General features: G+C 44.0%; 1 rRNA gene (cut by a window edge). It reads left to right on the top strand.

What is annotated here, in order from left to right:
• Positions 1 to 84 precede the first annotated feature (84 nt).
• A 23S ribosomal RNA gene (locus tag N3D17_07905) occupies positions 85 to 318 on the top strand (its annotated part continues 281 nt past the right edge of the window); the annotation flags it as partial.

Below are 318 nucleotides of genomic sequence, written 5' to 3'. Positions count from 1 at the left end.
CTGTTCTTTGAAAATTCTATAAAGTCCAAGATTTTTTGTTTCGATGCACTGGATATGCTATCTGTGGCAATAAAAAGATTTTTTGGTGAAGTTACTAAGGGCATATGGTGGATGCCTTGGCACTAACAGCCGATGAAGGACGTGGCTACCTGCGATAAGCCTCGGTAAGGTGGTAACAACCTGAGACCCGAGGATCTCCGAATGGGGCAACCCGCTTGACGGAATGGTCAAGCATAGCACATTGAATACATAGATGTGCTAAGACAACGCAGGGAAGTGAAATATCTCAGTACCTGCAGGAAAAGAAAACAACAGTGA

The sequence above is a fragment of the bacterium genome, from assembly GCA_026414725.1.
Lineage (GTDB): Bacteria > Ratteibacteria > UBA8468 > B48-G9 > JAFGKM01 > JAAYXZ01.
The sequence above is the reverse complement of the archived record's forward strand: the minus strand, read 5'-3'. Positions and strand labels throughout refer to the sequence as shown.